General features: G+C 51.5%; 28 protein-coding genes. 11 read left to right on the top strand and 17 right to left on the bottom strand.

The window, feature by feature from the left end:
- Nucleotides 1-110: 110 nt before the first annotated feature.
- On the top strand, nt 111-218 hold the full coding sequence (gene yniD / locus FDX04_RS09130; RefSeq protein WP_003030590.1) for a small membrane protein YniD: 108 nt from the start codon (nt 111-113) through the stop codon (nt 216-218).
- A 165-nt stretch (nt 219-383) separates the two neighbouring features.
- On the opposite strand, the gene FDX04_RS09125 is transcribed toward yniD, so the two are convergent.
- Nucleotides 384-1,142 carry a YdiY family protein gene (locus FDX04_RS09125; protein WP_042308816.1) on the bottom strand — a complete coding sequence of 253 codons (759 nt, stop codon included), beginning with the start codon at nt 1,140-1,142 and terminating at the stop codon, nt 384-386.
- A 287-nt stretch (nt 1,143-1,429) separates the two neighbouring features.
- Between FDX04_RS09125 and pfkB the strand changes: the two genes are divergently transcribed.
- Both pfkB and FDX04_RS09115 read left to right on the top strand, forming a co-directional pair.
- Complete coding sequence (pfkB, locus tag FDX04_RS09120; protein ID WP_137360009.1) at nt 1,430-2,359, top strand: 6-phosphofructokinase II; 930 nt, start codon at nt 1,430-1,432, stop codon at nt 2,357-2,359.
- Nucleotides 2,360-2,627: 268 nt separating this feature from the next.
- Nucleotides 2,628-3,488, top strand: a complete 861-nt coding sequence (locus tag FDX04_RS09115; RefSeq protein ID WP_042308821.1) for a fructosamine kinase family protein — start codon at nt 2,628-2,630, stop codon at nt 3,486-3,488.
- Nucleotides 3,489-3,544: 56 nt separating this feature from the next.
- Here the strand turns inward: FDX04_RS09115 and FDX04_RS09110 are convergent, their stop codons facing one another.
- A complete protein-coding gene (locus tag FDX04_RS09110; RefSeq protein ID WP_042308823.1) occupies nt 3,545-4,081 on the bottom strand; it encodes a YniB family protein in 537 nt (178 codons plus the stop codon).
- Between the two features lie 167 nt (nt 4,082-4,248).
- Between FDX04_RS09110 and hxpB the strand changes: the two genes are divergently transcribed.
- The 4 genes from hxpB to tcyP all read left to right on the top strand — a co-directional run bounded on the left by hxpB (nt 4,249) and on the right by tcyP (nt 8,028).
- A complete protein-coding gene (gene hxpB, locus FDX04_RS09105) occupies nt 4,249-4,917 on the top strand; it encodes a hexitol phosphatase HxpB (RefSeq protein ID WP_137370824.1) in 669 nt (222 codons plus the stop codon).
- 139 nt (nt 4,918-5,056) lie between these two features.
- Nucleotides 5,057-5,818: a 2-dehydro-3-deoxy-D-gluconate 5-dehydrogenase KduD gene (kduD, locus tag FDX04_RS09100; RefSeq protein WP_137360008.1), complete on the top strand. Its 762-nt coding sequence runs from the start codon at nt 5,057-5,059 to the stop codon at nt 5,816-5,818.
- A gap of 83 nt (nt 5,819-5,901) precedes the next feature.
- Complete coding sequence (locus FDX04_RS09095; RefSeq protein WP_137370823.1) at nt 5,902-6,501, top strand: metal-dependent hydrolase; 600 nt, start codon at nt 5,902-5,904, stop codon at nt 6,499-6,501.
- Nucleotides 6,502-6,636: 135 nt separating this feature from the next.
- The gene (gene tcyP, locus FDX04_RS09090) at nt 6,637-8,028 is read left to right on the top strand and encodes a cystine/sulfocysteine:cation symporter (RefSeq protein WP_006684833.1); all 1,392 of its coding nucleotides are present in this window, start codon (nt 6,637-6,639) and stop codon (nt 8,026-8,028) included.
- A gap of 63 nt (nt 8,029-8,091) precedes the next feature.
- Here the strand turns inward: tcyP and cedA are convergent, their stop codons facing one another.
- A complete protein-coding gene (gene cedA / locus FDX04_RS09085; protein WP_071600734.1) occupies nt 8,092-8,355 on the bottom strand; it encodes a cell division activator CedA in 264 nt (87 codons plus the stop codon).
- Between the two features lie 191 nt (nt 8,356-8,546).
- On the opposite strand from cedA, the gene katE reads away from it, so the two are divergent.
- The gene (katE, locus tag FDX04_RS09080; RefSeq protein ID WP_137360006.1) at nt 8,547-10,805 is read left to right on the top strand and encodes a catalase HPII; all 2,259 of its coding nucleotides are present in this window, start codon (nt 8,547-8,549) and stop codon (nt 10,803-10,805) included.
- Nucleotides 10,806-10,841: 36 nt separating this feature from the next.
- On the opposite strand, the gene chbG is transcribed toward katE, so the two are convergent.
- The 7 genes from chbG to osmE form a co-directional block, all read right to left on the bottom strand.
- Nucleotides 10,842-11,600, bottom strand: coding sequence for a chitin disaccharide deacetylase (gene chbG, locus FDX04_RS09075; protein WP_042308835.1), 759 nt, complete (start codon nt 11,598-11,600; stop codon nt 10,842-10,844).
- Between the two features lie 12 nt (nt 11,601-11,612).
- Nucleotides 11,613-12,968 (bottom strand): 6-phospho-beta-glucosidase, encoded by a 1,356-nt coding sequence (locus FDX04_RS09070; RefSeq protein WP_038640160.1) that lies wholly within the window; start codon nt 12,966-12,968, stop codon nt 11,613-11,615.
- 124 nt (nt 12,969-13,092) lie between these two features.
- Complete coding sequence (gene chbR / locus FDX04_RS09065; protein WP_003030617.1) at nt 13,093-13,932, bottom strand: transcriptional regulator ChbR; 840 nt, start codon at nt 13,930-13,932, stop codon at nt 13,093-13,095.
- A gap of 13 nt (nt 13,933-13,945) precedes the next feature.
- The gene (chbA, locus tag FDX04_RS09060; protein ID WP_038640158.1) at nt 13,946-14,293 is read right to left on the bottom strand and encodes a PTS N,N'-diacetylchitobiose transporter subunit IIA; all 348 of its coding nucleotides are present in this window, start codon (nt 14,291-14,293) and stop codon (nt 13,946-13,948) included.
- Nucleotides 14,294-14,347: 54 nt separating this feature from the next.
- Nucleotides 14,348-15,706: a PTS N,N'-diacetylchitobiose transporter subunit IIC gene (gene chbC, locus FDX04_RS09055; protein ID WP_006684840.1), complete on the bottom strand. Its 1,359-nt coding sequence runs from the start codon at nt 15,704-15,706 to the stop codon at nt 14,348-14,350.
- 87 nt (nt 15,707-15,793) lie between these two features.
- Nucleotides 15,794-16,114, bottom strand: a complete 321-nt coding sequence (gene chbB, locus FDX04_RS09050; protein ID WP_003030620.1) for a PTS N,N'-diacetylchitobiose transporter subunit IIB — start codon at nt 16,112-16,114, stop codon at nt 15,794-15,796.
- A 301-nt stretch (nt 16,115-16,415) separates the two neighbouring features.
- A complete protein-coding gene (osmE, locus tag FDX04_RS09040) occupies nt 16,416-16,754 on the bottom strand; it encodes an osmotically-inducible lipoprotein OsmE (protein WP_006684842.1) in 339 nt (112 codons plus the stop codon).
- Between the two features lie 209 nt (nt 16,755-16,963).
- Here osmE and nadE point away from each other — a divergent pair, with 209 nt between their 5' ends.
- The gene (nadE, locus tag FDX04_RS09035; protein ID WP_042308840.1) at nt 16,964-17,794 is read left to right on the top strand and encodes an ammonia-dependent NAD(+) synthetase; all 831 of its coding nucleotides are present in this window, start codon (nt 16,964-16,966) and stop codon (nt 17,792-17,794) included.
- 126 nt (nt 17,795-17,920) lie between these two features.
- Nucleotides 17,921-18,808 carry an excinuclease Cho gene (gene cho / locus FDX04_RS09030; RefSeq protein WP_137370822.1) on the top strand — a complete coding sequence of 296 codons (888 nt, stop codon included), beginning with the start codon at nt 17,921-17,923 and terminating at the stop codon, nt 18,806-18,808.
- On the opposite strand, the gene ves is transcribed toward cho, so the two are convergent.
- Nucleotides 18,768-19,343 carry an environmental stress-induced protein Ves gene (ves, locus tag FDX04_RS09025; protein WP_061381460.1) on the bottom strand — a complete coding sequence of 192 codons (576 nt, stop codon included), beginning with the start codon at nt 19,341-19,343 and terminating at the stop codon, nt 18,768-18,770. The two genes, cho and ves, sit on opposite strands and share 41 nt — an antisense overlap.
- Before the next feature lie 132 nt (nt 19,344-19,475).
- Here ves and FDX04_RS24160 point away from each other — a divergent pair, with 132 nt between their 5' ends.
- Nucleotides 19,476-19,616, top strand: a complete 141-nt coding sequence (locus FDX04_RS24160; RefSeq protein ID WP_154050572.1) for a hypothetical protein — start codon at nt 19,476-19,478, stop codon at nt 19,614-19,616.
- Nucleotides 19,617-19,641: 25 nt separating this feature from the next.
- On the opposite strand, the gene spy is transcribed toward FDX04_RS24160, so the two are convergent.
- From spy to FDX04_RS08995, 6 genes are all read right to left on the bottom strand, one after another.
- Nucleotides 19,642-20,127: an ATP-independent periplasmic protein-refolding chaperone Spy gene (gene spy, locus FDX04_RS09020; RefSeq protein WP_003832537.1), complete on the bottom strand. Its 486-nt coding sequence runs from the start codon at nt 20,125-20,127 to the stop codon at nt 19,642-19,644.
- Nucleotides 20,128-20,475: 348 nt separating this feature from the next.
- Complete coding sequence (astE, locus tag FDX04_RS09015; RefSeq protein ID WP_137370821.1) at nt 20,476-21,441, bottom strand: succinylglutamate desuccinylase; 966 nt, start codon at nt 21,439-21,441, stop codon at nt 20,476-20,478.
- A complete protein-coding gene (gene astB, locus FDX04_RS09010; RefSeq protein WP_137370820.1) occupies nt 21,434-22,777 on the bottom strand; it encodes an N-succinylarginine dihydrolase in 1,344 nt (447 codons plus the stop codon). Before astB ends, astE begins: the two co-directional genes overlap by 8 nt.
- Nucleotides 22,774-24,252, bottom strand: a complete 1,479-nt coding sequence (gene astD / locus FDX04_RS09005; RefSeq protein WP_137370819.1) for a succinylglutamate-semialdehyde dehydrogenase — start codon at nt 24,250-24,252, stop codon at nt 22,774-22,776. The genes astB and astD overlap by 4 nt, the downstream gene beginning before the upstream one ends.
- Nucleotides 24,249-25,283 (bottom strand): arginine N-succinyltransferase, encoded by a 1,035-nt coding sequence (gene astA, locus FDX04_RS09000; protein WP_079224490.1) that lies wholly within the window; start codon nt 25,281-25,283, stop codon nt 24,249-24,251. Before astA ends, astD begins: the two co-directional genes overlap by 4 nt.
- Complete coding sequence (locus tag FDX04_RS08995; protein WP_079224492.1) at nt 25,280-26,500, bottom strand: aspartate aminotransferase family protein; 1,221 nt, start codon at nt 26,498-26,500, stop codon at nt 25,280-25,282. Before FDX04_RS08995 ends, astA begins: the two co-directional genes overlap by 4 nt.
- Nucleotides 26,501-26,883 lie beyond the last annotated feature (383 nt).

Here is a 26,883-nt window from a genome sequence, read left to right as displayed (position 1 = left end):
TCGATCAAAGCAGCAATCAACGCGCACTGTATGATGTAAATCAATTCACTGACACCCTGACGTCTTTGTTACACTTGCCGAAAGTCATCGAATATGAGCAGGAAAAAACTATGCCAACAAATCGCTTTGCGAAGAAACACTGGAAAATGGTGGTGATTCTGCTTGTTATTTGTGCGGCAATGCTGATGCTGCGTTGGGCCGCCATGATCTGGGGTTAAATTATTGGCAGTTGCCGTGCGGTTCCGCTTATTTAACTATTAAATCGAATTCATCTGATAAATAGTGCGTTATTGATATGTGTTAAAAATAAAGCGTAGATTAAATATTAAATAAACTTATCTTTAATTGGGAAAACCGGGCCAATTATTTGACCCGGCTTGTCATTACATACGATAACCGAGCGAAACAGTCGTTCGACGATCGGTATGCTCCGGCGCAGTTGCCGGCGGCTCAGAGTTCCAGGTCACGTTGTAAGCCACCTTTAACCCGAAGTGTTCGTTGATGGCAACGTTCAAAGCCGTTTCCGAATTGAGTGTCGTATCGTCAGCACCGAATACCGATACACCCTGAGTAAACTTGGTGTTGTCCGTCATCTGCCACGCATAGGCCCCGGACGCATAGCCCAACGGCTGCGTTTCGGTGGTGCCATCAGTGTGCTCGTCATAACGAACACCAGGACCGAATTCAAAACGGAAGCTGTGCACCGGTCCATTGAGGAACTGACGACCGTAACCTGCGGTCAGTACGTCACGCTCGCGATAACCGTTGTAACGGTCGGTCAACCAGCTTGCCTGCCCAAAGAGATAGTCATAGTCGGTCATGTTGTAACGACTACGGCCCCCTACGGCATACTTCTCTGATGAACGCTCATCATTTGAGGAGGTATTGCTGGCATTTCCCCACAGAGACCACGCCGTGGTTTGACCATACCAGGTCATGTTGGTGTCTGCAGTTAAAGAAGAACTTTTTGTGTTGCCTGACTGGGCGAGATATCCCGCGTTCAGGTTACCTTCAAAGGGTTTTTTCGCGCTGGAAGGGTCATCCATGACAGTAAAAACGGAATCATCGGCGGCAGCATGCATTGACGCAAGCAGGCCTCCCATCAGCATGAATGCTGCGGGCACTGTCTTCAAAAGCTTCATTTATTAAGAGTCCGTACAACAAAAAAAGAGACCATAACGGTCTCGGAAACTTTCATATGGATCAATGACAAAAGACCCTTGAAAGGTAACAAATTATAAAAAGACTCGAATAACATAGCAATAAATTCTTATTTCATTTTTTGAATAAGAGCGTTCTTAAATCGTTATTTTATTTATATAACTTTACCCAGATAATTTTAAATAAAGATATGAAAAATCATGTTGTTAATTACTTCACTTTCGGGGTGTTAAGTGCCAGACTGAAGGCAGCCTAACAGGAGGTAAAGATGATACGTATCTATACGTTAACACTTGCGCCCTCTCTCGATAGCGCAACAATTACTCCGCAAATCTACCCAGAAGGTAAACTTCGCTGTACTTCGCCGGTTTTTGAACCCGGTGGCGGCGGCATCAACGTCGCTCGTGCAATAGCTCATCTTGGCGGTACTGCGACGGCTATCTTCCCCGCGGGCGGGGCCACGGGAGAGCATCTTGTTGCATTGCTCGCCGACGAAAATGTTCCCGTCTCTACGGTCGAAGCCAAAGACTGGACCCGCCAAAATCTGCACGTCCACGTTGAGGCCAGCGGTGAGCAGTATCGCTTCGTTATGCCCGGGGCTGCGCTGACCGATGATGAGTTCTATCAACTTCAGGATCAGGTGCTGGAAATTGAATCCGGCGCGCTGCTGGTGATTAGCGGCAGTTTGCCGCCTGGCGTACAGCTTGAGAAGCTGACCCGACTCGTTACCTCAGCACAAAAACAGGGTATTCGCTGCATCGTCGATAGCTCAGGCGAGGCGCTAACGGCGGCGTTAGCCATCGGCAATATCGAACTGGTCAAACCCAACCTCAAAGAACTGAGCGCGCTGGTGAACCGCGAACTCACCCAGCCCGATGACGTGCGTAAAGCCGCACAGGAGATTGTGCAATCGGGTAAAGCACACCGCGTCGTGGTGTCTCTTGGGCCACAAGGGGCGCTGGGCGTTGATCGCGACACCTGCGTCCAGGTGGTTCCCCCCCCGGTGAAGAGCCAAAGTACCGTAGGGGCAGGCGACAGCATGGTCGGCGCTATGACGCTTAAACTGGCTGAAAACGCACCTTTTGACGATATTGTTCGTTTCGGTGTCGCCGCCGGTAGCGCAGCAACCCTGAATCAGGGTACGCGTCTGTGCGCTTTGTACGATACGCAAAAAATATATGCATACCTTGCTCAGTAATGGCACCGTCCCCCTTTTAACAGAAGGGGGATGTTCCGGTAAAACTGTCGTCATGGGTGTTATACGTCTATGCTAAAAAATCACGTGATTACAAAGAAGTGAATCATGTACAACCGGACCTCTCCACAACGGTGCGAGATGAAGAAGAACGACAAACATTAAGTGCCTTTCGAGCGATGACGCGTCCGTGGTGTGCGTCAGTTCGTGTTTTTTAACCGCATTCTTGCGCTAACCTTATGATCTGGCAGACAACATGGGGAGAGACATCATGTGGCAGGCTATCAGTCGTCTTTTAAGCGAGCAATTAGGTGAAGGCGAAATCGAACTGCGTAATGAACTGCCCGGCGGAGAGATCCACGCCGCATGGCATTTACGCTATGCGGGGCGCGATTTTTTCGTCAAATGCGATGAAAGAGAGTTGTTAACCGGCTTTACGGCGGAAGCCGATCAGCTGGAGCTACTTTCCCGCAGCCAAACCGTATCAGTACCGAAAGTTTGGGCGGTAGGCGCAGACAGAGATTACAGTTTCCTGGTGATGGACTTCCTCCCTCCCCGTCCGCTTGACGCGCACAACGCGTTTATCCTCGGCCAACAACTTGCGCATTTGCATGAATGGAGCGATCAGCCGCAGTTCGGACTCGACTTCGACAATGCGCTCTCAACCACGCCGCAACCCAATACCTGGCAACGTCGCTGGTCAACTTTTTTTGCCGAGCAGCGTATTGGCTGGCAACTGGAACTCGCCGCTGAGAAAGGTATTGCGTTTGGCAATATTGACGCCATTGTCGAGCATGTTCAGCAACGCCTCGCTTCCCATCAGCCGCAGCCGTCGCTCCTGCATGGGGATTTGTGGTCGGGGAACTGCGCGCTCGGCCCGAATGGTCCCTACATCTTCGACCCTGCCTGCTACTGGGGAGACAGGGAGTGCGATCTGGCAATGCTGCCGTTACATACCGAACAGCCGCCACAAATTTATGATGGTTATCAGTCCGTCTCGCCGCTCCCCCTGGATTTTCTCGACAGACAGCCTGTCTACCAGCTCTATACGCTGCTGAATCGGGCTATTCTGTTCGGAGGGCAGCATCTGGTTGTGGCGCAGAAAGCGATGGATAGGTTACTGGCGGCTTAGCAACGCACTTATCAGGCCTGGCGTTACACCATGAGTCAGGCCTGATATGTCCACGCTTACAAAAAGCCCAGCAATGAGAAGAAGAAGTAGCCGATGACGATAACAATCACCGGCAATATATACAGCGGGAAAATTTGTAAAAAGATCGTATGGTGCGGCACCACGATACGTGACTCGATTTGTCCACGTGATAACCCTTCACTGCCTTTTGCCTGTTCCAGAATCAGCTGGTCCTCAACGCCTTCGCGTAAAAAACGCGCCTGACGGCTCATTCTTGCACCTGAATCCTGCAACGCTAAGCCGATAAAAATCAGGATGAAAATCAGCCAAAAAACGAGATTGAGTCCACTTTGAAAATCGGGAGTCGGCGAGTTATACCAAAATACGTTAAGAAAGGGGGTGTTCACCCGCATCATGTCGATCATTACGTGGGCAAAATCGAGCATTACCGCATTAATCCCCTCCTGCTTTTCGCTGTGCGCATACATAAACTTCAGTACAGAAACCAGTGTTGAAATCAGCGCGGGAATGAAAATCACCCATCCCACCAGCCTTTTCAAGACGGCAATGCGTCCAGCTTGTTGATACGTCATGAGTTCCCCTTGATAAAGACGTGTCATTTTGGCCTAAGTTTACCCGTTGATAACCGTTTTCGCCTGATCTTTAAAGGCGGTATAATAGAGAATTAGCCATAATGAACGCTCAGAGCCTGTTATGACTGGCTCGAAATCCCTTTTATCACCCTAAAGGAGAGGTTGTGATGTCAACCCCGCGTCAAATTCTTGCTGCAATTTTCGATATGGATGGATTACTGGTCGATTCAGAACCGCTCTGGGATCAGGCCGAACTGGATGTGATGGCAAGTTTAGGCGTTGATATCACTCGCCGCCATGAACTTCCCGATACCCTTGGCTTACGCATCGACATGGTGGTTGATTTGTGGTTTGCGCAGCAACCGTGGAATGGCCCCACACGTCAGGAAGTGACTGAACGTATCATCACGCGGGCTATTGCATTAGTTGAAGAAACAAGACCGCTGCTGCCTGGCGTATGTGAAGCCGTGGCGTTGTGCAAATCGCAGGGACTTTTGGTCGGGCTGGCATCCGCATCACCGTTGCATATGCTGGAAAAAGTGCTGACCATGTTTGATCTGCGCGACAGCTTCGATGCGCTGGCCTCCGCGGAGAAACTGCCCTACAGTAAACCGCACCCACAGGTGTATCTTGATTGCGCAGCGAAACTGGGCATTGATCCTTTGAGTTGCGTTGCCCTGGAAGATTCAGTCAACGGCATGATCGCCTCGAAAGCGGCTCGCATGCGCTCTATCGTGGTGCCTGCACATGAAAATCAGGACGATCCTCGCTATGTACTGGCCGACGTAAAACTGTCCTCGCTCACCGAACTTACAGCCGTTCATCTGCGCGGCTAATCCTCTCACGGGCAATGCGAATCATTGCCCGTGAGATTGTTTTTTTAAAACAGCGTTTCATTTTTATTGTATTTCTGCTCAGCCTCTCCTATTCTTTCCGCATGGTAAAGTGTGAATGGAATGAATAATTGAGGTGAATATGATTCAGGATGCTTTTCGTCTCGCAGGTAAAGTCGCCATCGTCACCGGATGTGATACCGGCCTTGGACAAGGTATGGCACTCGCGCTGGCTGAAGCTGGCTGTGATGTGGTCGGCGTGAATCGTAAAACTCCGCATGAAACCGCAGAGAAAATTAACGCGCTCGGTCGACGTTTTATGGCGATTCAGGCCGATCTCAGCCAACAGGACGTACTCTCCGGCATCGTGACACAAACGGTGGCGGCATTTGGTCGGATCGATATTCTGGTCAATAATGCGGGCACCATACGTCGCCAGGATGCGCTGGACTTCAGCGAAAAAGACTGGGATGACGTGATGAACCTGAATCTCAAGTCCGTGTTCTTTCTGTCGCAGGCCGTGGCGCGCCAGTTTGTGGCGCAGGGTAACGGTGGGAAAATAATTAATATTGCCTCAATGCTCTCATTTCAGGGCGGGATCCGCGTTCCTTCCTATACCGCATCTAAAAGCGGTGTACTGGGTATCACCCGCCTGCTGGCCAATGAATGGGCTGCGCAAGGTATTAATGTCAACGCTATTGCGCCCGGCTATATGGCGACCAATAACACGCAGCAACTACGTGAAGACAGCGAGCGCAATCAGGAGATTATCGATCGTATTCCAGCCGGACGCTGGGGAAAGCCTGACGATCTGAAAGGCCCGGTCGTTTTCCTCGCAAGTTCAGCCTCTGACTATATTCATGGTTATACGCTGGCCGTGGACGGTGGTTGGCTGGCGCGGTAAAGGCGCACTTGTGACAAAGGGTTACAACGTCACCTCTTCCGCCTACTGTATAAAACCCCTATACTGTATGAATCGACAGTTTATTGGGTTTTATCATGACGGCGGAAGGCCACCTTCTTTTTTCTATTTCCTGTGCGGTATTTGCCAAGAATGCCGAGCTAACGCCCGTTCTTGCACAGGGTGACTGGTGGCATATTGTCCCTTCAGCCATTTTGACATGTCTGCTACCGGATATCGATCATCCAAAATCCCTGCTCGGCCAGCGTCTGAAGTGGATATCAAAACCCATTGCCCGCGCATTTGGCCATCGCGGGTTTACGCATAGCCTGCTGGCAGTCTTTGCCCTGCTGGCCACGTTTTACCTGAAAGTTCCTGATACCTGGATAATTCCGGCCGATGCCTTACAAGGCATGGTTCTCGGTTATCTCAGCCATATTCTGGCCGATATGCTGACCCCGGCGGGCGTGCCCCTGCTTTGGCCCTGCCGCTGGCGTTTTCGCCTGCCGATCCTTGTGCCGCAAAAAGGGAATCAACTGGAGCGATTCCTGTGTATGGCGCTGTTTGCCTGGGCCATCTGGATGCCGCAGACCGTACAAGAAAACAGTGCAGTACGCTGGTCATCGCAAATGATAAATACGCTACAAATGCAGTTTAATCGTTTCATAACGCACCAGGTTGACTAATAAATCAGCCGAAATGTCATTTTTGGCATAAACAATTCCATTTGAATATAAGAGGCATGTCACAGTTCTGCTAATCTTGCGCCAACAGAATCACCATCGTACGGTGATCCGCATAATAAGATCAGGAGAACGGGGATGAACTTTCCATTAATCGCGAACATTATCGTGTTCGTAGTGCTGCTGTTCGTGCTGGCGCAAGCCCGTCACAAACAGTGGAGTCTGGCAAAAAAAGTACTGGTCGGTCTGGTCATGGGTGTGGTGTTCGGCCTCGCGCTGCACACCATTTATGGCTCCGACAGCCAGGTTCTTAAAGATTCCGTACAGTGGTTCAACATTGTCGGCAACGGTTATGTCCAGTTGCTGCAAATGATTGTTATGCCGCTGGTCTTTGCCTCTATACTCAGTGCCGTTGCGCGTCTGCACAACGCCTCTCAGTTAGGTAAAATTAGCTTCCTGACGATCGGCACGCTGCTGTTTACCACGCTGATTGCCGCACTGGTAGGTGTTCTGGTGACCAACCTGTTCGGCCTGACCGCCGAAGGTCTGGTACAAGGTGGGGCTGAAACCGCTCGCCTGAACGCCATCGAAACCAATTATGTTGGTAAAGTTGCCGACCTCAGCGTTCCGCAACTGGTGCTGTCGTTCATCCCGAAAAACCCGTTTGCCGATCTGACCGGAGCGAACCCGACGTCGATTATCAGCGTAGTTATCTTCGCAGCATTCCTCGGTGTAGCCGCACTGAAACTGCTGAAAGATGACGCACCAAAAGGCGAGCGCGTTCTGGTCGCTATCGATACCCTGCAAAGCTGGGTGATGAAGTTGGTTCGTCTGGTCATGCAATTAACGCCGTACGGTGTTCTGGCGCTGATGACTAAAGTGGTTGCAGGCTCCAACCTGCAGGACATCATCAAGCTGGGTAGCTTCGTCGTCGCTTCGTATCTCGGTCTGGGTATTATGTTTGTGGTACACGGGATCCTGCTGGGTGTGAACGGCGTTAGCCCGCTGAAATACTTCCGTAAAGTCTGGCCGGTGCTGACTTTCGCCTTCACCAGCCGTTCCAGCGCCGCGTCTATCCCGCTGAACGTGGAAGCACAAACCCGTCGTCTGGGCGTACCTGAATCCATTGCCAGTTTTGCCGCCTCATTTGGCGCCACGATTGGTCAGAACGGTTGTGCTGGCCTGTACCCGGCCATGCTGGCGGTGATGGTCGCCCCGACCGTCGGTATTAACCCGCTGGATCCAATGTGGATTGCCACGCTGGTAGGTATCGTGACAGTGAGTTCCGCAGGCGTTGCGGGTGTGGGTGGCGGCGCGACCTTTGCTGCGCTGATCGTTCTGCCTGCCATGGGTCTGCCGGTGACGCTGGTTGCTCTGCTGATCTCCGTTGAACCACTGATTGATATGGGTCGTACTGCGCTGAACGTCAGCGGCTCCATGACTGCCGGTACGCTGACCAGCCAATGGCTGAAGCAGACCGATAAAACGATTCTGGACAGTGACGATAACGCGGAACTGGCGCATCGCTAAGCCTGTTTGCTGAAAAACAAAAAACCGCCGGCGTGTAATGCCCCGGCGGTTTTTTATATCCAGTCAATCGCTCAGTTCATTTTCCTGACGAATCTGATTAGCCCAGCGTTGCGCTGATTCCGGAACAGTAAATGCAGGCGAACGCTGAAACGACTCCCCCATTAAGACAAAAGCGACATATTTCCCGCGCAGTATCCATACGTCACGAAACGCATCCATTTTAACCGCATGCTCTGGCGGAGCAGGCTCCACGCGTGGCACGTAGCTAATAACCGGACGATTTTGCTGGCGAAGAGGTTTCATAATCAGTTGTTTCACTAAAGACAAATTCTAAAAATCAGAAAACTGCTATCTTAGCCGATTTTCCCCTCCTGCGTCCTGCCTTGCGTGCGCGGTTTGTCTGCCTCATCGCGCTTTACCTCCTCGTATATTCCTGCAGGGCTGAATGAGTGGTCTATAGTTAAAGCTTTTGACAGCAACAACGACCCTTTCAGCGATGAATACAGGAGACGAGTTTAATGTCACAGAAAGATAAGCATCCGCTCCATCACACTGCGCCGGTTCATGACGCCAGCGAGTCCAAACCTGGTCTTGATTCTCTGGCGCCAGCAGACGGTTCACATCGTCCAACGCCTGAACCGACGCCTCCGGGCATGCAACCTACAACGTCCGGCAGCTTAAAAGCACCTGACATCAGAAGTGACAAACTCAACGCGCTGGACAGTTTTCGCAAAGGAAGCGAAGATTTTGCCCTGACCACCAATCAGGGCGTACGCATTGCGGACGATCAAAACTCGCTGCGCGCCGGTAATCGCGGGCCAACATTACTGGAAGATTTTATCCTGCGAGAAAAAATCACCCATTTCGATCACGAACGTATACCAGAACGTATCGTTCACGCCCGAGGGTCAGCCGCGCACGGTTACTTTCAGTCTTATACCGATTTAAGCGCAACGACAAAAGCCGATTTCTTATCCGAAGAAAACAAGATAACACCCGTTTTTGTCCGTTTCTCAACTGTCCAGGGCGGCGCGGGCTCAGCAGATACGGTCAGAGATATTCGGGGATTTGCGACAAAATTTTATACCGAAGAGGGCATCTTTGATCTGGTAGGAAATAACACGCCGATCTTTTTTATTCAGGATGCACATAAATTCCCGGATTTCGTCCATGCCGTAAAACCGGAGCCACATTGGGCTATCCCGCAGGGCCAAAGCGCACATGATACCTTCTGGGATTATGTCTCGTTGCAACCTGAAACCCTGCACAACGTGATGTGGGCGATGTCTGACCGGGGGATCCCACGCAGTTATCGCACGATGGAAGGTTTCGGTATCCATACTTTTCGGCTGATTAATGCGCAGGGGAAAGCCACTTTCGTCCGCTTCCACTGGAAACCGCTGGCTGGCAAAGCTTCTCTGGTATGGGATGAAGCACAGAAACTGACGGGACGCGATCCTGATTTCCATCGCCGCGATCTGTGGGAGGCAATTGAAGCTGGTGATTACCCGGAATACGAACTTGGCCTGCAGTTAATCCCGGAGGAAGATGAGTTTAAATTCGATTTTGACCTGCTCGATCCGACCAAACTCATCCCGGAAGAGCTGGTTCCGGTTCAGCGCGTCGGTAAAATGGTACTAAACCGCAACCCAGACAATTTCTTCGCGGAAAACGAACAGGCGGCATTTCATCCCGGTCACATCGTTCCGGGCATCGATTTTACCAATGATCCTCTGTTACAGGGCAGACTGTTCTCGTATACGGACACACAGATCAGTCGCCTGGGTGGGCCCAACTTCCATGAAATCCCGATCAATCGTCCTACTTGCCCTTATCATAACTTCCAGCGCGACGGTATGCATCGCATGGATATTGATACCAATCCCGCCAACTATGAACCTAACTCCATCAATGACAACTGGCCACGAGAAACGCCGCCTGGGCCAAAACGTGGTGGATTTGAGTCATATCAGGAGCGCATTGACGGGAATAAAATTCGTGAGCGTAGCCCCTCTTTCGGTGAATACTATGCCCACCCTCGCCTGTTCTGGCTAAGCCAGACGCCAATAGAGCAACAGCATATTATTGGCGGATTCAGTTTCGAACTCAGTAAGGTGACCCGGCCTTATATTCGCGAAAGAGTGGTCGATCATCTGGCGCATATTGATACTACGCTGGCGCAGTCCGTGGCCAGCAACCTCGGTTTTGAGCTGACCGAACAGCAAACCCAGATTTCCCCTCCGCCGGATGTCAACGGATTAACCAATGCGCCTTCGCTTAGTCTATATGCGGGATCAAAAGGCGATATCAAAGGCCGCGTGGTCGCCATTCTGCTCAATGATCAGATAAAGGCGGACGATCTGCTCACCATTATGCAGGCCCTGCAGGCGAAAGGCGTTCATGCCAGGTTGCTCTATTCCAGAATGGGTAATGTGGTTGCCGACGATGGCTCCGTCCTGACGATCGCGGGCACCTTTGCCGGCTCGCCGTCGCTGACGGTTGATGCGGTTATCGTTCCGGGTGGGAATATCGCGGATATCGCCATGAATGGAGATGCTAAATATTACTTACTCGAAGCGTATAAACACCTGAAACCTATCGCCCTGGCTGGAGATGCTCGCCAGCTTAAAGCTGCATTGAATATCACAAATCAGAGTGAGGAAGGCGTGGTAGAAGCGGACAGTGCAGACGCACAGTTTATGGATACCTTGCTGACACTGATGACTGCGCATCGTGTCTGGTCGCGGGCCGGAAAAATCGACGCGATCCCTGCCTAAAAAATGCGGCGCATAATTGCGCCGCAAACTCAGGAATTACACGTTCAGAAAACTGCCAAGACGATAACCGCGCTCCGCAATAGCATATTTCAGTGACGAAGACGTCAGTACGTCAAGCTCAGTTAAGCGGGGGTAACAGTAGGCACTTTGACGAATAGTGTCATCAATAAAGGCTGGATGACACATAACTTCCAGTGAGGACTCTCCCCGGTCTGCTGAGGCGTCCAGCGTTTGTAAAAACAGCGCCTCAGAAATCGCTTCACCATAAAACTCGCTGCTGAATCCCTGGGAAGTACGCAACCGGTCGGGTAAATCAGACGCCTGGAACACCGCCTGACGATCGATACGCAACGCAATCCCTCGTTCGGCTGCAAAGCTTGCGACAATGGGGAAAATCTGCGGGAACATATGCACATGGTGATGACTATCCAGATGCGTCGGTTCCCGCCCAAACAGGTCTATAAAACGCTGATACTGTGCGGCCAGCTCTTGCGAAATTTCATCCAGCGGCAAAGCATCTTCCTCTGCCATCTGCCAGATCCATTTCCCCAGCAATCCGTCACGTGTAAGGCCCGGCATAGGCGTCAACGGTCTGCCCAGCGTCAGAACAAAGTGCATCCCGACGGCAAGTGCAGGTATGTCACGACTCAGCTGTACCGCATGGTCAATCGCCGCGCCATTCACCAACGCCGTCGTCGAGGTGACCACGCCATTGCGGCAGGCTTCAACAATGCCGTAGTTTTGTCCTTTACTCAGGCCAAAATCATCCGCATTTACAATCAGTACGCGTTCCATAGCCGACCTCAGTTAGTGTTGTTCGCTTTTCAGTTTCTCAATGCACCCGGCGAAATTTGGCAGCCATTGTTCATGCGCCAGAATCAATTCACGCGCCAGGACTTCAGCATCGCGGTCAGAATGCACCAGCGGGCTCAGGTTCAGTGCCAGCAGCACGTCATTTAGCTCGCCGCTCAGTGCCGCGTTGCTCGCTGCCACTTCAAAACCTTTAATGGTATAGATAAGACCAAGGACTTTCTCATCAAAATGAGTAATACGTGGGTGTGGCGTGGCGCCGTTGCGTCCCAACGTGCAGGTCATTTCTACCGCCCAGTCCGCAGGAATGTTATCGACATGCCCATGGTGTGGAATGTTGACATAGTGTTCGGTCTGCTTGTCGTTGTAGATAGCGTTGATCACTTCACAGGCTGCATCAGAGTAATAAGCGCCACCGCGCTGCTCCAGCTCCTTCGGCTTAACGTTCAGCTCAGGATTTTTATAGAGATCAAAAAGTTGTTTCTCAACTTTCTGTACCACCTGAGCGCGTGCCCCGCCTTTATAGTATTCACCCATTTCAATCGCCAGCATCTCTTTTGGCTTGAAGTAGTAGAGCAAATAAGAGCACGGCAGCAGTTTCAGCGAACGAATCAGTCCTTCACTAAACGGCAGGTCAAAGATGTTCTTCACGGTAGACGCTTTCAATTCGCCCGATGCGACGCCATCCAGCAGCTCATCAAAACGTGACACGCCGTTCACCAGTACGTCTTTGATAAAGACCATATGGTTCAGACCGAACAGATCGATAGATAAATCATCGCTCTCTTTGAGCGCCAGCACATCGCTAATGAACATTTTCATGCCGACGGGAATATTACACACGCCGATGAATTTCTTGAAATTCGTATGGCGATAGACCGCTTCAGTCACCATCCCGGCCGGGTTAGTAAAGTTAATCACCCACGCATTCGGGCACAGTTCTTCCACATCTTTCACAATGTCAAAAATAACCGGAATGGTACGCAAACCTTTGAACAGACCGCCCGCACCGTTAGTTTCCTGTCCCAGATAACCGTGGCTCAGCGGGATACGCTCATCCTTCTCACGGGCTTTAAGTTGCCCGACACGCAGCTGAGTGGTAACGAAATCCGCATCTTTCAGTGCTTCGCGGCGATCCAGCGTTTTATACAACTTCATCGGAACGCCCGCTTTGTCGATCATCCGCTGGCAAAGGTCAAAAATAATATCCAGCTTCTCTTTACCACCCTCTACATCAACCAGCCACAATTCAGAAACCGGTAATTCGTGATAGCGCTTAATAAAGCCTTCAAGTAATTCAGGGGTGTAGCTGCTCCCGCCACCGATAGTGACGACTTTTAATTTCTGGCTCATACGTTCTCCCTTCAGTGTCAAAACACTGACATGTATTATGCTCAACCCGTTTGTCAGGTATAGCGTGGCTGTCCCGACGCTATTTAGGGCAAGCTATAAAAAATGAGTTATTGGAAAATAATATCTACTGATTAAATTCAGTTAATTTCTTACGATAGCTATTTGGCGTAAACGACGTCAGTTTTTTAAACGTTTTAATAAACAAACTTGGACTACTGTAACCAGACTCATAAGCAATATCCGTTACAGAATAGTTAGTCATTTCCAGCTGTTTTTTAGCAAAATTAATGCGAATTTCATTAATGATCTGCATCGGCGTTTTACTGTAATAACGCTGGGTTGCGCGGGTCAGATACTCCTGGGATTTCGCGGACAGGTGTACCATATTTTCCAGCGCATTCTCGCTAAACTGCCGTTTGTCGTGCATGGTCTCGACGGTGGTTTTAAGCCACTGAGGAATATCATCCAGCACCTGCTCTTCGCGATGATGGCGCAGTCGATTAATAATATAGAAGGTGACCACTTCTACAAATTCATCGAGTCCGCTCTCACGAAAGTTCAGTGATGCAATAACCGTTTCAATGTAGGTAAGAAACGAGTTATTCGCCCGATAGACCTGCGATGCAACGAAACAAAATGGCAGCAGCGGGTGGTAGTGCTGTTCAAAAAAACGTTTACTGATACCGACGTTGAGGATCCTTGTCGCACCGAAATCATAGAAACTCTGGTGATGCGATCCCAACGGGATAAAAACAAAGTCCCCGCGCTCAAGCAATACGCGTTTACCGTTGATTTCCTGATAATAGCGTCCGGTTAAAACCAGCGTAAATTCATAGTAGTCATGTTGATGCAGCCCACTGATGCTCTCAGTTTTGTTATAGATGAACACATGGAAATTTTTGCCATTAAACAGTTGCTGTTCATAGACGGTTTTGATTTCCGGTGCGTTAATCTGTAGCTGCATTGTGCACTCCTCGCTATTTCAGCTTCTCGTGAAGTTCAATCAGTTCAGTGACCAGCTCGCGCGCCAGCATCGACGTCATCAGGTGATCCTGTGCGTGGACCAGCACCAGGCTGACTTTCATTTTACCTTCGCCCTGATCGCCTTCAATCAATTTCGTTTGCACGAGGTGCGCTTCGTTCAACGCCAGGCGAGACTGATCCATCATGGTCTTCGCTGCTTCAAAATCACCCTGCTTGGCCATTTTGAGCGCGCCGTATGCCAGGCTACGCGCCTGACCCGAATTGATGATGAGCCCCATCACCACTTCTTCAAGTTCTTCTGCTTCTGACTGCGTGTCGACGATATTCTCGATATCCAACATACTTTTTTCCTCTGGTTCAGTCCGGCATGACGGTGAAGCCATGCCGGATTAAATTTAGAATTTCAATGCGTTAGCGATATCTTCTTCGCTTTCTTCTTGATCAATAACGTTCTGAGCTTTGTTGGCTACCACCACGAACGGCAGGTAAACCAGCGTTGCGATACCGAGGTTGAACAGCGCGACCAGCAGAGCGGCGACGCTACCGTTGGTGTTAAAGAACGCGCCCAAACCGGTTGGCATGGTCCACGGTGCGATGTTGGTAATCGGTGGAATAATGCCTGAGTAGTAAGCTGCCAGCGTAATCGCCGCCAGAATCGGCTGCACCAGAATGAACGGAATAAACATAACCGGGTTCATGATGATCGGCAGACCGAACAGGATAGGTTCGTTAATCTGGAAGAGACCTGACGGCAGTGCCAGCTTAGCAACCTGACGATAGTCTGGACGACGCGATGCCAGGAAGATAGCGATAATCAGACCCAACGTTGCCCCGCTACCCCCAAGGAAAATATAGGAGTCGAGCATCGGTTTCGCCCAGACGTGGAAGGTCTTACCGGCTTCCAGCGCGGCGTCTACGGAACCAAACTGTTGGTAGATAGAGATGTTTTCCAGCGCCCATGGCGTCATGATTCCGCTGTCCAACGCAGTCAGCGCCAAAGAACCGTGAATACCAAAGAACCACAGCAGCGGAACAAAAATCACATAGGCCCAACCCACTACGCTACCCAGCGATGCCAGCGGCGTTGAAATGGAATCCATAATGATCTGATGGAAGTTGGTACCCCAGGTGTTCAGCGCCCAGGCGATGATCCCCATAATCGAGAGAATAAGGAAGCCAGGAATCAGCGCAGAGAAGGAACGCGATACGGACGTTGGTACGCTATCAGGTAATTTAATCACCCAATTACGATGGACCACAAAAGTGAACATTTCCGCGACCACCAGGCCGATAATAATACCGGAAATAATATTGGCACCACCCAACCAGTTAGCACCAACAGCATAGGCTTCACCCACGCTATATGGCGTTACGGTCATAAACGCGGCGACAGATAACAACCCGGCAGCCAGTGAGTCGACCTTGCGTTCTTCCGCCAGCGCCATACCGATAAAGAACGGCGCCATCAAGGACATGATACCCAACGTACCGTTATAGACGTTTCCACCGATGCCCTTCAAACTATTCAGCGTTTCAATAGTTGAAGCATCAAGTCGAATGCCCATCGAATAAAAAAACGACCCCTCCCCAAAGCTCAGGAAAACGTTATTAATTAATACAAACATTGCCCCTGCGAGGGTTAACGGCATCAAACGAATAAAACCGTTTTTGATTGCATTAACGTGTGGCTGCTTTCCAATTTTTACAGCAAAAGGAAGGAGTACCTTTTCAAGTGAAGCAATAGCGTTACTCATAGAAAAATACCCTTAAATACCGCAATTAATAATTGCGGTGAATGTTAATGAAATAACTCTTTGACGGGAAAAATTAAAATAAAATAATTAATTTGCTGCGGCTTTTTTAATTGCTGCAACAGCAGCCTTAAGCACGCCTAAACCATCGACTTTGCCATACAGCAGCGAGTCAATCACTTCCACAGGCTTGTTGGGTAACAAACGCTGAATTTCGGGCAACATATAAGCAATTTGTGGACCTAATAACACAACATCGGCCGCAGGGCCTTTTTCTCCAGCCAGCGTTTCAGGAAACGCTTCAATAATAACCGGCACTTCGTATTTTTCGGCCTGAGCACGCATCTTCGAAACCAACAATGAAGTCGACATGCCCGCAGAACAAAACAGATAAATGTGTTTCTTTTCCATTAAAACGATCCTCATGTGCGATTATCTGTCAACCAGACACTCCGCAAGCCATAACCTGCATCCATGCTCTGGGTAACTTGCGTCAGCTAAATTACTTTTTTAGGTGGCTGAAACGAGTATACGGGATTGTACCGGTGGATGGTATTTCCTTGACCAACTAAATTGTCTCTCCTTGACCTGTCGTTATGACCCCCCTCACATTTCGGGCAAATAATTCGCGGCAATAAATAAGATCGTGCGGCACAAAAAAACCGGCGCGATGGCCGGTTGTTCAGAGTGTTCAGGCAATAAACAGTTGTTACTACTTCGCTGCCTGTGGGTCTGTGTCGTACTCTGCGCAGGTCTGGTAGCCAGAGTTAATCACATGGCCGGTATCGTCTAAAGCAACAAAATAGGTTTCAGCTTTACCATCTCGTTGACCCAGGATGTAGGTCTGACAGGTCCCGCGCGCATGGATCATGCTTACTTCTGAAGAAGGCTTACCGGCAATCTGCGCGACTTGCGCCCGGCTCATCCCTTTCTTCACATCCTTCACTACGGGCTGAACAAATTGGTCTTTGGTACGATCATAGGCCGTACACCCCGCCAGCATAGTCAAAACAGCCGCTGCACCCAGAATTCCTGTTAGATTCTTGTTCATTTTTTCGTCCTCTTGTTTTTCAGCGTGTTATGTAAGCCTGGAGCACAACAACACATTTTTCAAGCAATCAGATGATACTTAGGCCGTTTCGGAAAATTCTATTAAAACAAAATGATGTTATATCAGGCTTGCATCCCTTGTCGTTTGGGCCTCAACGCGTTAGCTTTAACATATCATTTTTTATCATTTTATTTTTCACAGGGGGTTGCATGACTCTGCAGCAAGAGATAATCAAAGCGCTTGGCGCAAAACCGCACATTAATGCAGAAGAGGAAATTCGTCGCAGCGTAGATTTCCTCAAATCATACCTGCAAACTTACCCCTTTCTGAAATCACTGGTGTTAGGAATTAGCGGCGGACAAGACTCAACACTCGCCGGGAAGCTCTGCCAAATGGCCATTTCCGAGCTCCGCCAGGAAACAGGGAATGACGCGCTACAGTTTATTGCGGTGCGTTTACCATATGGCGTTCAGGCTGACGAACAGGATTGCCAGGACGCCATTGCCTTTATACAACCGGACCGCGTACTCACCGTCAATATTAAAGGTGCGGTGCTGGCCAGTGAGCAGGCGCTGCGCGAGGCGGGTATTGAGCTGAGTGATTTTGTGCGTGGCAATGAAAAAGCCCGTGAACGTATGAAGGCGCAATACAGCATCGCCGGTATGACCAGCGGCGTTGTCGTGGGTACCGATCATGCAGCAGAAGCCATCACCGGATTCTTCACCAAATATGGCGATGGCGGTACTGACATCAACCCAATATTCCGCCTGAACAAGCGCCAGGGTAAACAACTGCTTGCCGCGCTGGGTTGCCCGGAACATTTATATAAGAAAGCACCGACCGCCGATCTTGAAGACGATCGCCCTTCTCTGCCGGATGAAGCCGCATTGGGCGTGAGCTATGACAACATCGACGATTATCTGGAAGGAAAAACCCTGGCTGCCGACGTCGCGAAAATAATTGAAGGTTGGTACGTGAAGACTGAGCACAAACGTCGCCCACCCATCACGGTGTTTGATGATTTCTGGAAAAAAGCGTAATTTTTTCTGCCTCAGGCCGGATAGCGCCCCTCTCGCTGCTCTCCGGCCTAAGGGGCATGGCCATGCCGCTTTTTTAATCGCCCCTCAGCTGTTATACTGGATGGATAACCAGCAGCGGAGTGAAAAGTGGTACGCCGTCAATCAGCCCCTCGCCTGACATTAGAGGCAGCAGCAATTTATGAATATCCTGAGCACCTGCGCCCATTTTTGAGTGCGCTTCCCGCTGTGCCCGGCGTCTATCTGTTTCATAGCGAAAGCGACACCATGCCGCTTTATATAGGCAAAAGTGTTAATATTCGCAGCCGCGTGTTGTCGCACCTGCGTACCACGGACGAAGCGGCAATGCTGCGCCAGTCCAAACGCATTAGCTGGATTTGTACGGCTGGAGAAATTGGCGCCCTACTGTTAGAGGCGCGGCTGATCAAAGAGCAACAGCCTCTGTTTAACAAACGTCTGCGGCGCAATCGTCAGCTTTGCGCCCTGCAGCTCACCGACCAGACTGTGCAGGTTGTTTACGCACGAGATATTGATTTCTCCCATGCCCCCAATCTGTTTGGTTTGTTTGCCAATCGTCGTGCCGCGCTACAAACATTGCAAAGCATCGCCGATGAACAGCAACTGTGCTACGGCCTGTTGGGGCTGGAGCCCCTGAGTCGAGGGCGCGCCTGCTTTCGCTCAGCGCTAAAGCGCTGCGCCGGAGCGTGCTGTGGGAAAGAGAGCCCGCAGGCGCATCATTCGCGCCTGCTGGAAGCGCTGGAAAGAGTGCGCGTCATCTGCTGGCCGTGGAGCAATGCCATTGCGCTGCAAGAAACCCGCGCTGAAATGACTCAGTACCATATCATCAATAACTGGTTTTGGCTGGGCGCCGTTTCAACGCTGGATGAGGCGACAACCCTGGCGAGAATGCCGGCTGGCTTTGACCATGATGGCTACAAAATTCTCTGTCGGCCTGTTTTGTCTGGTAAATACGACATTATTGAACTGAATCCGGAGAGTGTCCCGGCATCCAGTTAATCTCGCTGAACAGCAGCTTTCCCTCGCGCTCCAACAGGCGCAGGGTGTGTTTACCGTCGTGCCAGCTCGCGCCCTGATCGGCCGTCAGCAGCTTCTCACCCAATTGCCAGGCGCCACTGATAACAAACACGACGCCGCCACGAGAACCAAAGGTCGTAAAAGTGCGATCGGCAACTCTGACTTTCGCCTGGCAAACATCTCGTCGGGTCATGATATTAAAATCCATCGACATCCGTCCTTCCGTCAGCTTTGCTTTTACTACCTTGTCACCAGCAAAAGTAAAAGGTTGATGCTGTTTCAGGGTGTGAGTGAACATGTTCGCCTCTTCCAGGGTCACTTCACCTCCTTCCAGCAAGGTAATAACGCGTTCTACGCCCGGGAAAAGAGAAAACTCTCCGTTCGCTGCAAGGGAGGCGATACTCGCCCGCCAGTGAAAATCGCGTGTTGCTGGCGGAAAACAGCAAATCTCTCGCGTTTCTCCCGCCCCATTGCGCCACAGACTGACCGGCATTTTGCGGATATCGAAATATTCCATCACCCCTCCAGAAAGGCGTAGCACGTCAACCTGCCGTGAACAGCCAGCCATAAATCATCATTGTGATATTTACCCTGCAGAGTATCGTTATCGGCAACAGGGTTGGTTAGCCTTAGCGCTGAATACGGTATTTTGCAAAAAAGATTAACGCATCATCCTGGCGAGAAAGAAAAAACCGCCGATCCTGCCCACATCGTTAAACGTGTTGTGGACAAGAGCGGCGGTCTTGAGTTTGTTGCACACTGTGCGGCACTGAACGCCGACACAGCATGACTAATTTAGTGTAGACGCCTGGCGTTTACTCAGCAGCTTCCGGCATTTTACCTTTCTGCGCTGCGCGTTCTGTCAGACGCTTCTCAAAATTGGCATTAAACTGCTTTTTCTGTTCCGGCGTCAGAATGTTGTAAATCTTGTTCTGGGTTTCCATGTGCGCCAGCATGTTGGCTTTGCGCTGCTCTTCCATCTTCGCAATCTGCGCTTCGGCTTTCGCTTTATCGAAGCTATCGCTGGCGATGATGTCGTGCATTGCGCGGCGTTCTTCCAGCGGCGGACGTTTCATCTGATCGCGCTGACCTTTCATAATTTCGCGAATCTGCTGTTTCTGCGCGTCGGTCAGGTTCAGGTCTTTGAACATCATGTCGTGATGCGGGGCGAACTTCCCGTTGTGATGCATCATTGGTTTGGCATCCGCTGGCGCAGCTGTTGTGGTGTCAGCAGCATGGGCCAGGTTTGCAGCGCCCAGCGCCAGGGTAGAGGCAACAAACAGAGCAGTCAGTTTACGCATAATTTCTATCCTTTCTTTCAGTTATTTTTACGACATTCATGCGACTCTTATGCAATGTGATGTCGTGTTGACGAGATTAACTTTACCGGCTTAAGCGTCAATTAATCAGAGCAACGGTAAAACAATGAAAGTGTAAAAAACAAACTTTGATCAATTATGGAGAAAAAAAGAATAAATTGCGCAGAGTTGAAATGAAAAATTACAACCAGATGATTTTGAGAGAATTATGAAGAACTATACCTGAGCTGTGATTATTAAGAAAGCAACTTACCAGGAATAATCCGTAATAAAGCTAAAGCGCACGTAAAAATAAGCCCTCAGAAATAAACCTGAGAGCGGTTATATTTATCAAAACCTTTCGAGCATCAATCCGGCACGTAAACCACAGGCCACGTTTGGGTTCGGAAAAAGAACGTATTCAACGTCATGGGTGACGATAAAACGTTCATCTCCGTCCTGCGCCAGTAACGTTCCCTCGGTAAAGGGGGTAAAGTTGAGCGTCTGGTTATCCATGTGGAGAATAAAATCATCGCTCCGCCGCGTAATCTGAGAGACCACGCGGTAGCGCAGCGGGGATGTTTCTCCGGTAGACACTCGCTCGCCCCGTAGCAGCTTCACCATCGCATCTGCCGTGCACGCAAACTGGGCCAGATCGTTTTGCCCGAACGGCAGCGCTTTACCCAGCTCCAGCGTACAGGCCAGCGCGCCAAAATGTTCAACGCTAAAATGGGTGAACGTGCCGCCTGGGGACTGATGGAAAACCAACGCCTCCAGCCCCGCATCCCCCAGCCAGCCCAGAAAATTTTCGTCCCAGGCAACGTTGCGTTGTGGCAACACGCCAAAGCGCAGATGCTGAGAGCCGCGAATCGCGGTGTGGAGATCCAGATGCCAGCGCACAGGCTCTTTCGCGCGCGAGTAAAAATCTTCCAGACACAGCTCAAGCTCATGAGCTCTATGCGTTTCTTCACTCTCGGCAAAACTCTGCCACCGGCCACCAAACATACGGTTCAGGTCGCTATGACAATAACGTTTCCCCGCAGCCAGCGCCTGCGGATTACCGAGAATCACCAGCAGGCGCCATGTTAGCGCCAGCTCACCGTTAAACAGTCTGGTCAGCAATGAATCAAGTATTTCTACCGGCGCGGTTTCATTGCCGTGAATCCCCGCAGAAAGCACCAGCGACTGTTCAACCGACGCAGTTGGTGTCAGTTCCAGCACCCCGCGACCAAGCCATTGCCAGACAAAACCGTGAATTGTGCCCTGCGTTTTCTCCGGTATGCTACCCGCGAGCGTCAGGGCCAGAAAATTATCCATGGCTCGTTCTCTCCTGCTGGAAGGGATAAACAGAGCCGAGATTGAGCAATTGCGTCAGTGAATCCAACGCTTCACGCCCTTCGCGCAACAGCTGCGGATCCGCGAGGTCCGTTGCGATAAGACGATCGCGATAGTAGCGGTCGACCCAGTTATTCAGCGTATTGAACAGCGTGTCGTTCATGATAACCGCCGGATTCACGGCCTGCAGCTCCTGTGGGGTAAGCACCACTCGCAGGCGTAAACAAGCCGGGCCGCCGCCGTTGGACATGCTTTCGCGCAAATCAAAGACCCGCAGGTCATCGATCGGATTGTCATCTGCAAGCAAACGGCTCAGATATCGCCACACGCCCGCATGCTCCCGACACTCCTGCGGTAAAACCAGCATCATCGAACCGTCGTCACGACTCAGTAATTGGCTGTTAAACAGATAGGTTGTTACCGCATCCTGCACCGACACCTCCGCGGCCGGGACTTCCAGCGCGGTAAAACCGTCCACCTGACGGCGTAGTTGCTCTAACAACGCTTGCTGTCTGACAAACGCCTGCTGATGACAAAACAGCACCTGACGATTCGACACCGCAATCACATCGTTATGAAACACGCCAAGATCGATGACGTCCGGGTTTTGCTGAGCAAAAACAAGCTGATGTGGATTGACCTGATTGAGTCGGGCTACGGCTTCACTGGCTTCACGGGATTGCCTCGCCGGGTAGCGCCTCGGCTGTGACGCGTTCCCCTCTTCACGACCGTAAATAAACAGTTGTACGCCGGGATCGCCATAGTCCCCGCCGAGTCGGTTATGGTTTGCCGCCCCTTCATCACCGAACAAAGCAACCTGAGGCAACGCGCCGTGAATCGCAAAGGTACTTTCATCGCGGAAAATCGAGCGTAACAACGCTTCGGTCGTCGGTGCTTCCAGCGAACGGTGGAACTTATTATTCAGATTCGCCACCGTCAGATGCACTTTTCCGTCCAGTGAATCTGCCGAAGGACAGACCGTTGCCGCATTCGCCACCCACATAGGTGATGCGGAGTTGGCGCTGGAGAGCCAGTGCGGCGCCTGACGCGCCACTTTGTCCAGAATCTGCTCATCACTGCCACAAAAGCCCAGCTGACGCAGCGCCGGGATATAGGGACGTTCATGAGGCGGGATCACCGCCTGAGGGAATCCCGCATCCGCCAGCGCTTTCATTTTTAACAAACCCTGCTTCGCCGCCAGACGAGGGTTCGACACCTGAAAACGGTGGCTGGTCGAAGCCTCATTACCAAATGACAGTCCCGCATAGTGATGGGTCAGCCCCACCAGACCATCGAAATTTACCTCACGCGCTTTCATCGTTTATCCTCGCGAGAGAAATCCAGACCGGGGCTGAGCGCCGACGGCAAAGTTAAGGCCGGCGATTCCAGGCTCGCCATCGGCCAGGCGCAATAATCGGCGGCATACCACGCGCTGGCGCGATGATTGCCGGAAGCGCCCACGCCACCAAACGGCGCGGTGCTTGCCGCGCCGGTTAACGGTTTATTCCAGTTAACAATCCCGGCCCGCGCCTCCAGCAGGAGCTGATCAAACTGGCTGCGATCGGGTGAAACCAGCCCGCAAGACAACCCAAAGCGGGTGTTGTTCGCCATACGAATCGCGTCATCAAAGCTGTCGTAGCGCCAGACGCCGAGCAGAGGACCAAAAACCTCTTCATCGGGTACGTTTGGCACGTCGGTCAGTTCAATAATACCAGGGGTCAGCAGCGACGTGCCGGCTTTCACCATGCGTGGCGCCAGCAGCGTGTGCCCCCCCAACGACGCCAGACGTTGCCAGGCATCATAAACGTGCTGTGCGGCCTGTTCAGAAATCAGCCCACCTAAAAACGGCTGCGGTTCTGCATCCCAGTGACCCGGCATTAAACGTTGGCTAACTTCCACCAGACGCGCGAGGAACGCGTCCCCCTGCGCGCCGTTTTTAACCAACAGGCGACGGGCGCAGGTACAACGCTGCCCGGCGGTGACAAACGCGGATTGAATGGCCAGATGAACTGCCGCATCTATATCTTCCGGGTTCTCAATGATCAGCGGGTTGTTACCGCCCATCTCCAGCGCAAGGATTTTTTCCGGCTGGCCGGATAACTGTCGATGCAGTTGATAACCGGTATTGGCACTGCCGGTAAACAGCAGACCATCCAGATCATCCAACGCGCTCAGCGCCTGCCCCGTTTCGCGTCCGCCCTGCACCAGATTCAGCACGCCCGGCGGCAAGCCCGCCTGCTGCCACAGTTTTGTCACGGCTTCACCGGTCCACGGCGTCAGCTCGCTGGGCTTGAAAATCAACGTGTTGCCTGCCAGCAGAGCCGGAACAATATGGCCATTGGGCAAATGGCCTGGGAAGTTATACGGGCCAAATACCGCCAGCACGCCGTGCGGTCGATGGCGCAACGTCGCCGCGCCATCCGGTAGTTCACTGTGCTGCTCCCCGGTACGCGCATGGTAAGCTTGCACGGAGATAGCAATTTTATTGATCATCGCCGTCAGTTCCGTGGCAGCTTCCCAGCGCGGTTTGCCGGTTTCCCGGGCGATAATCTGCGTTAACTCGGCTTTATTGCTTTCCAGCAATGAGGCAAATTTTTCAACAATAGCCTGACGCGCGCTAAAGGGGTGTTTAGCCCAACCGGCAAAGGCTGCGCGCGCAGCCCGGCACGCCTGCGCCACCTGGGTTGCATCGGCGTCATTGCCCTGCCACAGCACATCACCGCTTACCGGATTCGTTTTCACCCGACGCTCGCCAAGCCCCGTCACCCAGTCGCCGTTTATCCATAATGTCATGCTGTTTTCTCCTCTGCACAAAGACGCACAAAACGTACATGGTCGCCCGCGTGACATTTCAGGGCGTCCAGTTGCGCCGCCGTCAGTACCAGACGTTGGGTATCCGGGTCAGCGCGAACCAACATGACGCGGAAGTTTTGATAGTTTTCATTGGCGACCAGACAGGCCGGGTAATCGCCGGTTGCAGGCTGACCTTCCGCCACCTCCACCAGTCTGCTTTTACGAATCGCCCGTACCCGGTCGATATCGCATTCAAGCGTCGGCCCGCCGTCGAAAATGTCGACATAATTGCGGTAGCGAAATCCTTCTTTCTCCAGCACCGCTCGCGCTGGTGCGGTTTGCGGATGTACCTGACCAATTACGCTTTGCGCTTCATCAGACAGGAAATGGGTATAAATAGGATGCTTGGGCATCAGTTCAGCAATAAAGGCTTTTTGTCCGGTGCCGCAGAGAAAATCCGCCCGGCTGAATTCCATGGAGAAAAAGCGTTTGCCGAGGCTTTCCCAGAAGGGGGAGTAACCATGCTCATCGATTACGCCGCGCATCTCGGCCACGACCTTTTCATTAAACCGGTCACGAAATGCCGCCATAAACATAAAGCGCGACTTAGACAACAAATAGCCGTTGCCCTCTTTACGCCAGTCGGGATCGAGAAACAGAGAGCAAAGCTCGCTGCTACCCGTGTGATCGTTGCTCAGAAACAGCGTCGGCAGCGCGTTATATACGTTCAGTTCTTTCGAGGCATGCACCAGCGTGCCAACCCGATAGTTGTACCAGGGATCGTTAAGCCCCACCGCCACTTCGATGGCACAAATCCCTGCCACAGTTCCACTGGCGCTGTCTTCAAGTACAAAAACATAGCCTTGCTCACTTTTCGGCAACTCACCGCGCCAGGTTTGTAGCGATCGCTCGATACGCGCCATCAGCGTGGCTTCATTGGCCGGTAACGAGGTCAGCCCACCGCCGGTCTTACCGGCCAGTTGCATCAGCGCGGTGATATCAGCGCGTTCAATAGGACGAATCACCATCATGATGAACCTCCTGCTTTAATGCGTTCGCAGGCCAGCGCAAAACGATCCAGTCCGCTAGCAACCTCTTCTTCGCTGACGTTTAACGCTGGCGCAAAGCGCACCACGTTAGCGCCGGCGATCAGCACCATCACTCCGGCATTGGCCGCCTCTTGCGAGATGAGTTTCGCTTTCCCGGCAAATTCCGCGTTCAGTACGCAGCCGATCAGCAGGCCGAGCCCACGAATTTCACTAAACAGTCCAAAACGTTCGTTAATGGCGTTAATACGCTCCACAAACCAGTCGTGGCGCTGCTTAACACCGTTGAGCATATCCGGAGTGTTAACAATCTCCAGCAGTTTGCCCGCCACCGCCGTGGCCAGCGGGTTTCCGCCGTATGTTGTACCGTGCGTACCAACCGTCATCACGCTGGCACAGTCTGCCGTCGCCAATAACGCACCGATGGGGAAACCGCCGCCCAACGCTTTGGCTGTCGTCAGCAGATCTGGCGTAACGCCATAGTGCATATAGGCATACAGTTCGCCGGTACGGCCTACTCCGGTCTGGACTTCGTCAAAAATCAGCAGCGCATTGTGGCGATCGCATAATTCACGCAGCCCCTGTAAGAATTCATTTGTTGCCGGTACTACGCCACCTTCACCCTGCACCGGTTCAACGATGACCGCACAGGTGGTGTCATCAATCAGTTGGCGGGCTGAGTCGAGATCGTTGTAGACGGCATGGCGGATATCCGGCGGCAGCGGCGCGAAATCTTGTGAATAAGCAGGCTGTCCTCCGGCGCTGACGGTGAACAGCGTGCGGCCATGGAAAGCATTTTTAAACGCCACGATGCCGCTCTTCTGGCTGCCAAAACGATCGTGAGCAAATTTACGCGCCAGCTTTAATGCCGCTTCGTTTGCCTCCGCGCCAGAATTACAGAAGAAAACACGCTCGGCGAAGGTGGCGTCAATCAGCTTTTTCGCCAGACGCAGCACCGGCTCGTTGGTGTAGCCATTTCCCGTGTGCCAGAATTTGCTCGCCTGGTCGTTTAATGCCTCGCGCAAAGCCGGATGGGCGTGCCCCAGCGCGTTAACCGCAATGCCTCCCGCGAAATCGATATACTCTTTACCCTGCTGATCCCACAGACGTGAACCTTCACCACGCACCGGAATAAAAGGAGCCGGAGCGTATACGGGCATCATCCATTCATCAAAATTTTCACGCGTAATTGACAGAGACATAGCGACCTCAACGGTAAATAAAAAGTTATTTATATGTTAATAAATATAGTGTTTGCGGTGTAAATGTAGATTGCAGGGTTCGTGCCAGCCAGCAAAAAAAGTGCATAAACAAAGGTCGGTGACGGAATATCAACAGCTTACAACGTGGCGATATTCACTTTATGCGCATAAAAAGTGAATATGTTCGCGCATCAGGCGACTAAATAGAGGAAAAACCGCAGTTTTATTCAGTTGCCAAATATAATTCTGGAATTGTGATCGTATACGAAATTTATCGGAAATTATTGCTCTGTTCTGACGCGCTTCGCGCCAAAACGGTGCAGTTTTTGCTCCATCGTTAACACCATTGGCAATCATTGTTGGAATCAGGTGACAAGAAGCAG

The sequence above is a fragment of the Citrobacter sp. wls615 genome, from assembly GCF_005281355.1.
Classification (GTDB): domain Bacteria; phylum Pseudomonadota; class Gammaproteobacteria; order Enterobacterales; family Enterobacteriaceae; genus Citrobacter; species Citrobacter werkmanii.
Note: the sequence above shows the minus strand (reverse complement) of the source record. Positions and strands in the feature narration are given on the sequence as shown.

What these genes read in the sequence shown, in the direction of transcription:
- yniD (WP_003030590.1), top strand. Translation starts at nt 111, where the DNA reads ATGCCAACAAATCGCTTTGCGAAGAAACACTGGAAAATGGTGGTGATT.
- FDX04_RS09125 (WP_042308816.1), bottom strand. Translation starts at nt 1,142, where the DNA reads ATGAAGCTTTTGAAGACAGTGCCCGCAGCATTCATGCTGATGGGAGGC.
- pfkB (WP_137360009.1), top strand. Translation starts at nt 1,430, where the DNA reads ATGATACGTATCTATACGTTAACACTTGCGCCCTCTCTCGATAGCGCA.
- FDX04_RS09115 (WP_042308821.1), top strand. Translation starts at nt 2,628, where the DNA reads ATGTGGCAGGCTATCAGTCGTCTTTTAAGCGAGCAATTAGGTGAAGGC.
- FDX04_RS09110 (WP_042308823.1), bottom strand. Translation starts at nt 4,081, where the DNA reads ATGACGTATCAACAAGCTGGACGCATTGCCGTCTTGAAAAGGCTGGTG.
- hxpB (WP_137370824.1), top strand. Translation starts at nt 4,249, where the DNA reads ATGTCAACCCCGCGTCAAATTCTTGCTGCAATTTTCGATATGGATGGA.
- kduD (WP_137360008.1), top strand. Translation starts at nt 5,057, where the DNA reads ATGATTCAGGATGCTTTTCGTCTCGCAGGTAAAGTCGCCATCGTCACC.
- tcyP (WP_006684833.1), top strand. Translation starts at nt 6,637, where the DNA reads ATGAACTTTCCATTAATCGCGAACATTATCGTGTTCGTAGTGCTGCTG.
- katE (WP_137360006.1), top strand. Translation starts at nt 8,547, where the DNA reads ATGTCACAGAAAGATAAGCATCCGCTCCATCACACTGCGCCGGTTCAT.
- chbG (WP_042308835.1), bottom strand. Translation starts at nt 11,600, where the DNA reads ATGGAACGCGTACTGATTGTAAATGCGGATGATTTTGGCCTGAGTAAA.
- FDX04_RS09070 (WP_038640160.1), bottom strand. Translation starts at nt 12,968, where the DNA reads ATGAGCCAGAAATTAAAAGTCGTCACTATCGGTGGCGGGAGCAGCTAC.
- chbR (WP_003030617.1), bottom strand. Translation starts at nt 13,932, where the DNA reads ATGCAGCTACAGATTAACGCACCGGAAATCAAAACCGTCTATGAACAG.
- chbA (WP_038640158.1), bottom strand. Translation starts at nt 14,293, where the DNA reads ATGTTGGATATCGAGAATATCGTCGACACGCAGTCAGAAGCAGAAGAA.
- chbC (WP_006684840.1), bottom strand. Translation starts at nt 15,706, where the DNA reads ATGAGTAACGCTATTGCTTCACTTGAAAAGGTACTCCTTCCTTTTGCT.
- chbB (WP_003030620.1), bottom strand. Translation starts at nt 16,114, where the DNA reads ATGGAAAAGAAACACATTTATCTGTTTTGTTCTGCGGGCATGTCGACT.
- osmE (WP_006684842.1), bottom strand. Translation starts at nt 16,754, where the DNA reads ATGAACAAGAATCTAACAGGAATTCTGGGTGCAGCGGCTGTTTTGACT.
- nadE (WP_042308840.1), top strand. Translation starts at nt 16,964, where the DNA reads ATGACTCTGCAGCAAGAGATAATCAAAGCGCTTGGCGCAAAACCGCAC.
- ves (WP_061381460.1), bottom strand. Translation starts at nt 19,343, where the DNA reads ATGGAATATTTCGATATCCGCAAAATGCCGGTCAGTCTGTGGCGCAAT.
- spy (WP_003832537.1), bottom strand. Translation starts at nt 20,127, where the DNA reads ATGCGTAAACTGACTGCTCTGTTTGTTGCCTCTACCCTGGCGCTGGGC.
- astE (WP_137370821.1), bottom strand. Translation starts at nt 21,441, where the DNA reads ATGGATAATTTTCTGGCCCTGACGCTCGCGGGTAGCATACCGGAGAAA.
- astB (WP_137370820.1), bottom strand. Translation starts at nt 22,777, where the DNA reads ATGAAAGCGCGTGAGGTAAATTTCGATGGTCTGGTGGGGCTGACCCAT.
- astD (WP_137370819.1), bottom strand. Translation starts at nt 24,252, where the DNA reads ATGACATTATGGATAAACGGCGACTGGGTGACGGGGCTTGGCGAGCGT.
- astA (WP_079224490.1), bottom strand. Translation starts at nt 25,283, where the DNA reads ATGATGGTGATTCGTCCTATTGAACGCGCTGATATCACCGCGCTGATG.
- FDX04_RS08995 (WP_079224492.1), bottom strand. Translation starts at nt 26,500, where the DNA reads ATGTCTCTGTCAATTACGCGTGAAAATTTTGATGAATGGATGATGCCC.